12 protein-coding genes, 1 tRNA gene and 1 other RNA gene are annotated in these 11,332 nt (G+C 52.4%); 1 reads left to right on the top strand and 13 read right to left on the bottom strand.

All coding sequences use genetic code 11. The features are described 5' to 3' along the window. Positions 1 to 118 precede the first annotated feature (118 nt). From recR to BUB13_RS14515, 7 genes are all read right to left on the bottom strand, one after another. Positions 119 to 718: a recombination mediator RecR gene (gene recR / locus BUB13_RS14485; RefSeq protein WP_072909490.1), complete on the bottom strand. Its 600-nt coding sequence runs from the start codon at positions 716 to 718 to the stop codon at positions 119 to 121. Positions 719 to 962: 244 nt separating this feature from the next. Continuing rightward, positions 963 to 1,277 carry a YbaB/EbfC family nucleoid-associated protein gene (locus BUB13_RS14490; protein ID WP_072909491.1) on the bottom strand — a complete coding sequence of 105 codons (315 nt, stop codon included), beginning with the start codon at positions 1,275 to 1,277 and terminating at the stop codon, positions 963 to 965. A 47-nt stretch (positions 1,278 to 1,324) separates the two neighbouring features. Continuing rightward, the gene (dnaX, locus tag BUB13_RS14495; protein ID WP_072909492.1) at positions 1,325 to 3,013 is read right to left on the bottom strand and encodes a DNA polymerase III subunit gamma/tau; all 1,689 of its coding nucleotides are present in this window, start codon (positions 3,011 to 3,013) and stop codon (positions 1,325 to 1,327) included. 111 nt (positions 3,014 to 3,124) lie between these two features. Then, an RNA gene (ffs, locus tag BUB13_RS14500) (signal recognition particle sRNA small type) lies at positions 3,125 to 3,223 on the bottom strand. 187 nt (positions 3,224 to 3,410) lie between these two features. Beyond that, positions 3,411 to 3,498: transfer RNA gene (locus BUB13_RS14505), tRNA-Ser, on the bottom strand. 87 nt (positions 3,499 to 3,585) lie between these two features. Then, a complete protein-coding gene (locus BUB13_RS14510) occupies positions 3,586 to 3,879 on the bottom strand; it encodes an EscU/YscU/HrcU family type III secretion system export apparatus switch protein (protein WP_072909493.1) in 294 nt (97 codons plus the stop codon). Between the two features lie 2 nt (positions 3,880 to 3,881). Next, complete coding sequence (locus BUB13_RS14515; RefSeq protein WP_072909494.1) at positions 3,882 to 5,786, bottom strand: hypothetical protein; 1,905 nt, start codon at positions 5,784 to 5,786, stop codon at positions 3,882 to 3,884. Between the two features lie 276 nt (positions 5,787 to 6,062). Between BUB13_RS14515 and BUB13_RS14520 the strand changes: the two genes are divergently transcribed. Next, positions 6,063 to 7,043, top strand: a complete 981-nt coding sequence (locus BUB13_RS14520; RefSeq protein WP_072909495.1) for a GGDEF domain-containing protein — start codon at positions 6,063 to 6,065, stop codon at positions 7,041 to 7,043. Positions 7,044 to 7,120: 77 nt separating this feature from the next. Here BUB13_RS14520 and BUB13_RS14525 read toward each other — a convergent pair whose 3' ends face one another. The 6 genes from BUB13_RS14525 to BUB13_RS14550 all read right to left on the bottom strand — a co-directional run. Beyond that, a complete protein-coding gene (locus BUB13_RS14525; protein WP_072909496.1) occupies positions 7,121 to 7,780 on the bottom strand; it encodes a flagellar brake protein in 660 nt (219 codons plus the stop codon). Positions 7,781 to 7,829: 49 nt separating this feature from the next. Continuing rightward, entirely contained in the window at positions 7,830 to 8,228 is a 399-nt protein-coding gene (locus BUB13_RS14530) for a hypothetical protein (RefSeq protein WP_139249398.1), read from the bottom strand. 14 nt (positions 8,229 to 8,242) lie between these two features. Then, positions 8,243 to 8,683 carry a flagellar export chaperone FliS gene (gene fliS, locus BUB13_RS14535; RefSeq protein WP_072909498.1) on the bottom strand — a complete coding sequence of 147 codons (441 nt, stop codon included), beginning with the start codon at positions 8,681 to 8,683 and terminating at the stop codon, positions 8,243 to 8,245. A 50-nt stretch (positions 8,684 to 8,733) separates the two neighbouring features. Next, positions 8,734 to 10,077, bottom strand: coding sequence for a flagellar filament capping protein FliD (gene fliD, locus BUB13_RS14540; RefSeq protein ID WP_072909499.1), 1,344 nt, complete (start codon positions 10,075 to 10,077; stop codon positions 8,734 to 8,736). 22 nt (positions 10,078 to 10,099) lie between these two features. Further along, positions 10,100 to 10,447 carry a flagellar protein FlaG gene (locus tag BUB13_RS14545; RefSeq protein ID WP_072909500.1) on the bottom strand — a complete coding sequence of 116 codons (348 nt, stop codon included), beginning with the start codon at positions 10,445 to 10,447 and terminating at the stop codon, positions 10,100 to 10,102. 84 nt (positions 10,448 to 10,531) lie between these two features. Then, positions 10,532 to 11,332: flagellin (locus BUB13_RS14550; RefSeq protein WP_072909501.1), on the bottom strand; the 801-nt coding region annotated here is incomplete at its 5' end.

Below are 11,332 nucleotides of genomic sequence, written 5' to 3' on the forward strand. Positions count from 1 at the left end.
GATAGGTTGTTAAATTGACGATCCAAAACATGGAATCGTGAACCGGTTAAACCAAAACGCTGAAACGACAGAAACCGACCTAACGGCCCCTGTCGAGGAAGATCTATCTATCGTCTTATTAAAGCTCTCTCCGCCCACTGACTGCCTGCTGTACCGTGCCGGCATCGATATATTCCAAGTCGCTGCCGGATGGAATCCCGTGGGCCAGTCGCGTAACCTTCGCTCCCTGTTCCTTGCAGAGCTTGGCCAAGTAGAGCGCCGTTGCCTCACCCTCAACAGTAAAGTTGGTCGCCAGCATCACCTCCTCGATCTGCTCATCCTGCAAACGCTGCAGCAATTGTGGGATTTTCAGATCTTCCGGACCGATCCCGTCGAGCGGTGACAGAGCTCCATGCAGTACATGGTAAAGCCCTCTATATGCGTGGCTGCGTTCTATCGCCAGCAGATCCTGCGGTTCCTGCACGATGCAGAGTCGCTGAGATTCACGGCCGGGGTCAGAACATATCTGACAAAGCTCTTCTTCGGCGATGTGAAAACAGCGGGAACAAAACCGAACTTTACGTTTCATGTCGAGCAACGCGTCAGCCAGCGCCTCGACATCACTATCTGTTGTCCGTAACAGGTGGAACGCCAAGCGTGCAGCGGTCTTGCCGCCGACACCCGGCAATTTGCTCAATTCAGCGACCAGACGAGCAAAAGACGGGAGCGAGCCTAACATGATTTCTCCGCCAAATCCAACATTTTAAAATGCTGTTTTATTTATTTAGTATCACTTAAAAAATAAAATTTCCCCAAAATGATACGAGCACTTTTGCGGTCTATTGGTCTGACCAAAAAGAACCCTACCACCACTTCAGGCGAATTTCAATCTTTATCGTATACTGCTTTTGGTAAATACTACATGATAAATCAAAGGCCCCAGGGCGACAATTGCCAAGGGGCCTTTAATACAAAAAATATTTTTAGAACAGGCCGGGAATATTCATTCCGCCGGTCACTTTACTCATTTCTTCCTGAATCATTTTCTGGCTCTGCTTAACCGCCTCGTTGACAGCAGCCATCACCAGATCCTGCAGCATTTCAACATCCTCCGGGTCAACCACGTCCTTCTCGATGTTCAGCGACAGCAGCTCCTGCTTGCCGTTGACCTTAGCGGTCACCATGCCGCCGCCTGCAGTTGCTTCAACTTCTCTTTTCTCCAGCTCCTGCTGCACGCGAGCCATTTTCGCCTGCATCTGCTGAGCCTGTTTCATAATGTTGCCAAGACCTTTTGCCATGACTTTTCCTCCAGTGAATTTCGTCCGGATCCCCGGTTCTTTATAAGTTAAACAAATCCCTTATCGATCGGTTTAATCTCTTCAATTTTGCCGCCGAACACCTCTAGTGCGGTCTTCACCATCGGGTGCTCTGCAGCATTTTCACGTAACTTTCTCTGCCGGTCGGACTCCAGCTGAACCCGTTCCTGGTGCAACGATGGTGGTGCGTCGGTCTGATTGCCAACCTGCTTGAACTCGACCCGGACCTCGGCAGCGTAATACTCGCTGGCCAGTTCTTCGATCGAATGCTTCATATCAGCGTCTGCCAGGCTGTAATAGCGATTCGACATGCCAATCTGCAGGCGCGGCAGCTCGATCAGCAGCAAGCTCGATTGTTCCAGCAGCGAAGCAATCCGTGGCCGGCGATGTGCTTTAACAAATTCAACCAGCCCCGCCCAGCTCTTTTCCCCGGCAGGAGCAGACGGAGCTTCAGGCTTTTTTCCAAACGTGTCCGTATCCGGTGGCGGTGGTGACACCTCGTCAACTGCAGCCGGAGAGGGAGCCGGCGCAGCAGGCTGCGGGCGATGTGCCGGTGGAGCAGGCAGACCTCCGGCCAGTTTGCGTTCGAGCGATTCCAGCTTCTTCACCAGCGCACTAACATCGATACTGCTCGGCAGGCTGGCCAGCTTGACCAGTACCATCTCCAGCGTCAGGCGGGGATAGTTAGACAGCGCCAGGTCCGCTTCAGCTTTGATCAGCGCCGACAACAGCCGCTGTAAATCATCCAAACTGGCCGGATGAGCCAACTCGCGCAGATCCTGCAGTTCGCTTTCACTGAAATCGAGTAAAACGCCCGGTTGCTCAGCGACCTTAATAATGACCAGCGCCCGGACCAGTTCGACCAGCTGCTGGCAGAATTGGCGGAAAGAGTGGCCATGCTCGTCCACTTTCTGCAGCAGTAGGAGAGCCCGCTGCGCATCACGATCGAGAATCGCCTCGATACAATCAAGAAGCAGACGGCGGCTGACCAAACCGAGCAGGTTCTGCAGGTCTTTGTCTGCCACTTTTTCGCCGCAAAACGCGATCACCTGATCAAGAGTCGAAAGCGCATCCCGCATGCTGCCACCACCACTGCGGGCAATCATCGACAGACCCGCATCAGAGATCGACACCTTTTCATGATCTATGATATAGCGCAAACGCCCCTGAACCTGCGGCTGGCCGATTTTGCGAAAATCAAACCGCTGGCAACGGGAGAGGATGGTAATCGGAATCTTGTGAGGCTCGGTTGTGGCAAAGATAAACTTGGCGTGGTCCGGCGGCTCCTCCAGCGTCTTCAACAGCGCGTTGAAGGCGTTGATCGAGAGCATGTGGACCTCATCGATAATGAAAATCTTGTAGCGGGAGTTCGATGGCAGGTAACGGATATTCTCGCGCAGTTCACGGATGTCATCGACACCGGTGTTCGAGGCACCATCAATTTCAAAAACATCCACTCCCTGCCCGGCGGTGATCTCAACACAGGACGGACAGACCCCGCAGGGCTCCACCGTTGGCCCTTTTTCACAGTTGAGGGCCTTGGCAAAAATCCGTGCGGCAGAGGTTTTACCGACTCCACGGGCCCCGGTAAAGAGAAAAGCGTGATGCACCCGGTCAGCATTGATAGCGTTTTTCAGCGTCTGACTGACATGCTCCTGACCGACCAGATCATCGAACAGCTGCGGTCGCCATTTACGTGCCAGAACCAGATAGGACATGCAATCTTCCCTCTAATGGTGTTGAGAACGATCTTGTGCCACCCATTCCGAGGGTCACATGAACCCATCCGTAGAGCTTGACTGGCCAAAACAAAAATTGCCGGCACAAGTGACAGCCAGGCACCCCCGCGGCACACGTCCAAAACCGTTACCGCTGCTCCCTTCCGGGCCTGACGGGGTTCACGGATGTCCGTTGCGCGGGACCCGGCTGTCACTTCTACCGGCAACGTTTACCGATATCGATTGATCTTATATACAATGTATCTGGGCTGATCAAAAATGCTGAGATGCAAGGCGCCTGAAATCTCGCCGAGTAAGGCGTACCTCTATGGTACGTCGCCGAGGCGGGATGAAGGCAACGCCGCAGATCGGCGTTTTTCATCAGCCATGTAGAATATGGCGGAGAGGGGGGGATTCGAACCCCCGGTAGCTTTCACTACACCCGCTTTCCAGGCGAGCACCATCGGCCTCTCGGTCACCTCTCCGCGAGCCGCATACACTACACTAACAGGCAGGAAACTGTAAAGGGGATTTTTTGTCGAAATAATCGCTTAGCTTAAGGATTAATTCTCTTACCCGTTCGCCGCCGCGTAACGACCGTTAACCCGATAGATAAAGGCTAGAATTTCGGCAACGGCCTGATAGAGTTCGGGCGGAATATCCTCACCAATCGGCACCCGGCCGAGCACCTCGAGCAAGTCCGGATCCTGAACAATGTCGACCCCGGCCTCTTGGGCGGCTTCGATGATCTTGCGCGCAATTTCGCCCTTGCCTGAGGCCGTCACTTTCGGCGCCGAGCTGACTTCCTTATCGTAACGCAGTGCAACAGCCTGCAGCGGCTTCTGCGGTCTTTCCGTTTTACTCATCATCAAATCCTGGTGTTCAGCATGCCGAGAGCGTCCGGCAGCAGCTTTTCCAGCAGCTCACGGCTTGGCACCCGGGCATCGTCACTGAAGCTGAGAGCATTCAGCGATACCGTCTCGATCGACTCCTCCAGCTCGCTTGCGTGCTCCTGCAGATAAGCCATCTTTTCCTTACTCTCACAGGCCATGCGCAGATGCAGGCCATGCTGATCGTAAAGCATATCAACGCGCATATTTCCAAGCGCCGACACACGCAAGGAGAGCGTAATGTGGAGAGGAGGCTCCACCGCGTCATCTTCGTCGTCCTGCTGACCCTGCTCCATCAGCAGATACCCCTCCTCCAGCTCGTTAAAAGGCAACGGGATAAACTGCACCTGTTCTTCCGCCAGCCGCGCTTTGCAGAGCTGGAACAGTTCCAATCGTTTGAGCGGCTCCTTTACTTCCTCACCCAGTTCTTTCTGCATAGCCAGCAAGCTGGCTTTAAGGTTTGCCAGAGCTTCTTTCGTCTTTCCTTTCAGCAGTTCCGCTTCAAGATGAAAGCCGAACAGTTGAGAAAGAACACCGAGTGCGCCCCCATTCGGCTGCTGCGGTCCTTGCTGAATCAACTGGACCAGCTGCTGGTTGATATTTTCCAGCCCCGGCAGCAACGGCTGAGTCAGCCCCTGCACCTGGGGCAACCGTTGCAACTTATCGAGCAAACCCTCCAAGCGGCCGAGCAGTTCAGGGGGCAATTTCCCTCCATCGGCCTGAGCCTGCTGCACCTGTGCCAGCAGCTTCTCCAGCCCGGCGCTGATTTCTGCCGGGACAACCGGTGCGGTGACAGTATTTGGCTGGGTGGCCTGGGCGGCACCTGCCGGTGGCCGATAGACTCCACTGGCCTGTATGGCCTGCCGAATCGACTCTGCCGTGACTTGCGGCGCAGCTACGGCCTGCTGCGGCCGAGCAGCAGAAGCATCCTGTGCTTGCCCGGCAACCTGCTGCGGTTGCGACTTCTGTTCAGGGTTCAACAGCGAAGCATCCGGTTGCTTCAGTTGCAGAACCAAGCGTTCCAACTCACCGCTCAGTTGTGGGGGCAGATTCGGCTGTTGTCGCATCTGACCCAGCAAAGCGAACAGATTATCCATCTGCGGTTTTGCCTGCAGGTGCAATTGAGCAGCATTCTGCTGATGTAAAGGTTGCAGAATATTCCGCGTTTCTGCCAACCAACTTTCCGCCATCGGTTTGTTTCCTGCCTGCTGCAGCTGGCTGAGCTGTACCTGCAAATCTTTAGCGAGCTGTGCGATCTGCGTCTGCGCTGCAGCAGAAGCCTCGCCGACAGGAACCGGCTGGGCTTGCAGCAAAGCCCCCTGCGGGGCCTGTGCCTGCCCCTGTTGCGGCAAAACAATTTTATCCGGGTTATTGGCTACAGCCTGAAAAAGCTGCTGCAATTGTCTGGGAAGTTTTGCCAGGTTTGTATCGAGTCCGACGGGCGCCTGCCCGTTCGGTTGCAACAGTTGGAGCAATTGCTGATGAACCTCTTTCGCCGTCGGCGGCAAATTCTGCTGCTGTTGCGGTTGCTGAATCGATTCAAGCAGTTTGGCCCAATCATAATTTTGCGACAATAAAGGCAACAGCTGCCCAAGCCTGCTCAGCAAAGGATCATTGACGATACGAAACTCAAGCGTCGGCTGCGTCTGCAACACCTGCAACATCAACTTCTGACCGGCCTGCAGTTCGATATCGCTCTTGGCCCGGTACTGCTGATGATTCATCTCCAGAAGCGCCCTATCCAGCCCCCCTTCAACAACCGTCGCCCGCACCATCTGCTCCGGGCGCAAGTCGATCTGTCGCTGTTCCGCAGACTCAACCGGAACAGCTGCTTGCTGCGGTGTGACCTGATTGGGAGTTGCCAGTGGATTCACTATACTCATAGGCTGCTCATCGACCTTTCGATCAGACTAGTTTAACACTCTTTTCTGCAGAGTCAGAATGAGTCAAAAACTTGGCACGAAAACATACTCCACGCTTTAGCTAAAAGCTGAAAAACGCACTAACAGACTAATTTAAATGAACTTTTACAAGATGGCACAAATTTCGCTATAAATTGATTTAAAGCTAAAGACTTCTCTGGCAGCTGCCGAAGCGTAACTTAGCTGAATCTGCACACGACTTTATATGCGATATCCGGACGTGAAAGGATATATAAAATGATGCATGCTACTGCCCTGGTGATCGGTGCTGATCCCGGTAAGAAATTGCAGCTGGTTAAAAACCTCTCGGAAACAAAGCTGTTTGACCGGGTTAAGCCATTGAAAACCATTTCTGCGCTTTTTCAGCATCTCAAAACAAAATCTGCTGATATTATCTGTTGGGCAATTGACAGCAAGGAAACCCAGACAGACTGGATCTATCGACTGCAAAAAGAAGATCAGTGGCACGACCTGCCGTTGATCGCTTTTGCCGACAATCAGCAAAGCCTTATCAAAGGATTCAATCTCGGTGCCAGCGATTCCATTCGCCTGTCGGCCGACCCTTGTGAACTCAACGCTCGTCTGCAGGGTCACCTGAAACGCTGGCAGCGGATGCTCGATCTGCGCAAAACTAAAGAACAGCTACAGAAGATGGCACTGACCGACCCCTTAACAGAGCTGGGCAACCGAGCCACCTTTGACCTGAGCATCAAACAGGCAACCGCACGCACCCAGCGTTCCGGTTTCCCCGTTTCGCTACTGATGATCGACCTGGATCACTTCAAACAATTCAACGATACTTATGGACACCAAGCGGGCGACAACGTGCTGCGTAAAGTCGCCAAGGCGATAAGAACCTCCGCACGCGATTCCGACATCTGTTGCCGTTATGGTGGTGAAGAGTTCGCTATCATCCTGCCAGATACGGACGCAAACAACGCTAAAGTCCTTGCTGACAGAATTCACCGCGAGGTTGCCCAGGTATCAGACCGGATGCACCAATTTCAACACCAGATCACTGTCAGCATCGGTATCAGCTGCGCCACCCTGAAGGGCACAACCCATCCCAAAACTCTCGTCGAAGAAGCGGATCGCGCCCTGTACCAGGCAAAGAGCAATGGCCGCAACCGTACCGAAACCTGGCACCTGCATCAGCACATCAGTAATAGATGTGATTATCGTTACAGCCCGGTGCAACAGCTGGCCTTCGGCACCTAGTCATCCGAACGAAATGAAAAACAAAAAAGCCTGCGGCATGATGTCGCAGGCTTTTCCAATTGTTCTTTTTTAAATTTTCAGCGTCCCAGGACCTGGACCTTCAAGCGCAACTGCTTACGCTGCTCTGCCAAACAGTAAGCGACAATTGCATCCTGATCCTCTTCATCCAGATCGATAAATGTAAGCGCTGCCTGCTTGCCGGTCGGACCGCCTTCGTAAGTCCGCACAACTTTCGCAGCACACTCGACAACCCGCGGCTCGGGCACGTCAAGGACCAGTTCGAGACCGATCTCGGTTCCATCGGGTAAAGGCTCGTCTACCGGCAGGCGAACACCACCACCACTTATATTGACCGGAGTCTGAATCGAACGTGCCAGGGGGTTCTCTGCTTCCAGCAGCCAATAGCTGACCGACAGGTCTGCATCAACCCGGAAATAGGCACGTTTCTGCACATGGGTGAAGGACTCAACCATCTCCATCTGCAGCTTGGCATCACTGACAACTTCGGTGATTTTTGCGCGGATCGCTTTGGTCGAGCCAGCGATGTCAAAAGATATCTGGCAGGGCTCTTCCATGTTCAACGCATCAGCATTGAGTTGATCCGGCAGGAAGGTAATTTCCAGTTCAGGCGGGTTGGTTGCTTTGGCGACACCATCAATCAACTGCTGGCCACCTTCAGCAAGCGGTAAAACGACACGAACGACCCGGTACTCTTTTAATTGATCTAAAGCAGACATGGCAGATCCCCGAATAAGGATCGATAACAACGAGATCTGAATGACCCGGCTAACCGACACCTCGAATCGATTTTTTCGGTCGGCCTGCGTTTGGATGATAGCCGGATAGCGCAGTCCGCCCTTCTTTCAACTGGGCCAGTTCAGCCCCGGTGACGGCCATCATGCCATGGATTCTTGGCAAAAGCAAATTATTCATTTCCATAATTTGTTCCAGTAGTTGCATGCGCTGCTGGAACAGGGGGTGGGCTTGCCAGCGGGCTGAATCGCGAGCGATTTCGGCAAGCAGTTGCTGGTCGTGTAAGCCGGCTTCTTCTTGAAGTTGATTCAGGCGCATCGTGTACTGTCGCAATTGTTCCGGGTCTCCGTTGGATAACAATTGCTCAAGTTGGCCAGCATGCTCAATAATCTGCCGATACTGATCTAACGATTTTTCTAAGAGTATATCCATCTGCATCTCCAACATTATAGAGAAGCAGCTATCTGCTTAGCCTGTTCAATACCCGGTGCCATTGTGCTGCCAGGCTGTGGTGCTTTTCGATTAATTTCAATAGCTTCTGCAAAACCTTCACGCAATTCAGTCAGAATTTTCTCCACCGGGTCTAGCCGCTTTGCATCACTCCTAACATTTACCGCTGAAAGCTCACTGACCATAAAATCATAAAGCCGCAGGAGATCAGCAGCAATCTCACCGCCGACTTCATGGTCCAAGGTATTCATGAACTCGGTAATAATCGCAATTGTCTTGCTCAAATATTTTGCTTTATCTGCCGGGCGCTCCTCTTCAATCGCAAGTTTAGCTCCCTTAACAAAGCGGATTGCTCCATCATACAGCATGATCAAAATCTGCTCAGGGCTTGCTGTCAAGATTTGATTGTTCTGATAATGGTTTAAATATGCATTCATAGTATATTGCTCCCGAAAAACATCAACTGCCAGAAACACAGGCTGATGGATTAGTTACTACTTGAGCCGCCAATTGTGGGCATCGACGATAACTGCTGCAGCAGATAGTTGCCTTGCGAATTCAGCCCGCTAACAAGCTGTTCCATTGCAGCAAACTGTGCCCGCAGGGTTTCTTCTTTCAGTTCCAATCGAGCTTCCATACTGGTAATACGCTGCTCGATCCGCTTAACATTACTGTCTGTCGTTTCTTTCCGACCGGCATAAATACCATCGGCAGAATCTGTCAGCAGGTCCAGGTAGTCGGCAAACTGACTGCTGATTCCACTGGTTTCATCATCACCAGTAAAAAGAGCAACGGCTCCCTCATAATCTTCTTCCAGCGCTTCTGATAGCGTCGTGCTGTTCAAAGATATGGTCCCGTCCTTCTGGGTTTCAAACCCAAGTTCTGACAAAGATGAAAAAGTTCCCAACCCACTTTGCTGCGAGACCAGCAAGTCCTGCATCCGCCGCTTGACCGAACGGAAGGTTGAATCATTTCCCCAGTCAGCGGTTTTCTGACTTGCTATGTAGTTAATAATGTCGTTGTAGGCGGTTACGAAATCTTTGATTTTGCCTTGGGCGGCATCTTTATCAGCATCAATAGTGATCGTGGTCGTTACCGTTTCATCGGCCTGCGCAAGATCAAGGGTCAGGCCGGGGATCGCCTCATCGATGCTATTGCTGTCACTGTAGATATCAATTCCGTCAATACGAACATGCGCTTGTTGCGCTGTCTGGGTTGGACTCATGGCTAAGTTCAGATCAGTCCCACCTGTCAATTCCGAACTGTCGAGCGAAAAGCTGTCACTAACTGTTTCGCCAGTCAGAATCAAGCGATATGGAGAGGCAGTCCCATCATTGATAATGGTCGCAGAAACACCTAAATCCGCATCATTGATCGCCTCGGCAATCCCTTCAAGGGAATTGTTTTCACTATCAATGGTGATTTCATTCAGCTCACCTGCAACCGTAAGGTTCAGCGTACCCGTCCCAAAGCTATTCGTTGTTTTATCGACATAGCCCTGGCTGACATCTTTTTGCTGTTGCGCCAAGGCAACAACACTGATCTGGTATGTGCCCAGTTGTGCTTTTCCTCCTGCGGTCACAGAGAGGTAAGACTCAGAGCTGCTGTCAACACTTGGTGAGTTCAGCTCGATCGGAGTATCAATCGCCTCTGCCTTCTCCTGCAGCGTGCTTAGCTTCCCGTCAAGTTTAGAAAAAACAGCCAACCGATTGGTGAAAAAAGCCTTGTCGTTTTCGAGACGGGTAATCGGTGTCCTCTCGATACTCATCAACTCCGAGATTATCGATCCTGTATCTAGTCCGGTTGCCAGACCGCCGAAAGTAATCGCCATGGCTCTCTCCGCTTATTCCCAGTTAACCTTGTGTATCGACAATATTGCCACGCAGATCGTCTAATGCCGCCTTCAGTTCCAGAATTTCTTCTGCCGGAACCTGGCGAAGAATTTCATCCGACTCACGATCGACTATTTTAACCACCATCCCGTGGGTGCGTTCATCGTTCTCAAAACGCACGCTGTAGATGCCGCCTTCAGTCAAAGACTTGATTTGCTTGAGCAGCTCTTCAGGCTGAGCCTGTTTTTTCTCAAGCAGCTCGCTCTGCGGAGCATTTTCGGCCTTTTTGCGCGACTCGCTAACCTCGTCAGAGGCTTTGCTCAGTTGAAATTGCGCCGGGCTCTGTACATTTAAAGCTTCAACATTCATTTTCTTCTCCTCCCCCCACTAATTTAAATCAGCAGGGAAAAAACCGGGGGCCGGACAAACCGACCCCCGACAAGAGCTCACACGTTAACCAAGAAGCGAAAGTGCCAACTGTGGTGACTGGTTGGCCTGGGCCAGAATCGAAACACCAGCTTGCTGCAGGATGTTGTACTTGGTCATTGCCGAAGTTTCAGCGGCGATGTCCGCATCCATAATCCGCGAACGCGCGGCAGTAACGTTCTCAGCGATGTTCGACAGGTTAGCGATGGTCGATTCGAAACGATTCTGCACCGCACCCATGGTACCACGGGCGCTGTCGACCTTGCCGATGGCATCGTCAAGGGCGGTCAGAACAGAAGCGGTGGTCATACCAGCAGCAGTTGCTGTAGTCGAAGCACCAGTCACGGTAGTAGAGGCACCAATCACCGTAGTAGATCCGCCACCTGTGGCTGAAAGCAAATTAACAGCAGAAGTTACGTTGACAGCGGTCGTTGATGCTGCAGCATTAAAGGTCGAACCGATATTCACGGCAGCAATCTCCAGACCACCGGTCGATGCCGTCATATTCAACGAGCTCAGGGAGATGGAGATCTGATCATTAGTGGTACCACGAGCACCGACCTGGAAGTTCAGAGTGGTACCCGAACCGTCCAGAACCTTGGTTTCGTTGAATTCGGTGGTCGCCGAGATCCGATCAACCTCGCTGATCAGCGAGCTGACTTCCTCTTGCAGGGATTCACGGTCGCTGGCGCTGTTGGAATCGTTGGCCGACTGGATAGTCAGTTCGCGCATCCGCTGCAGGATGTTGGTAATCTCGCCCATGGCGCCTTCAGCAGTTTGTGCCAAAGAGATGCCGTCGTTAGCATTCCGGACCGCCTGGTTGATACC

The organism is Malonomonas rubra DSM 5091 (assembly GCF_900142125.1).
Lineage (GTDB): Bacteria > Desulfobacterota > Desulfuromonadia > Desulfuromonadales > Geopsychrobacteraceae > Malonomonas > Malonomonas rubra.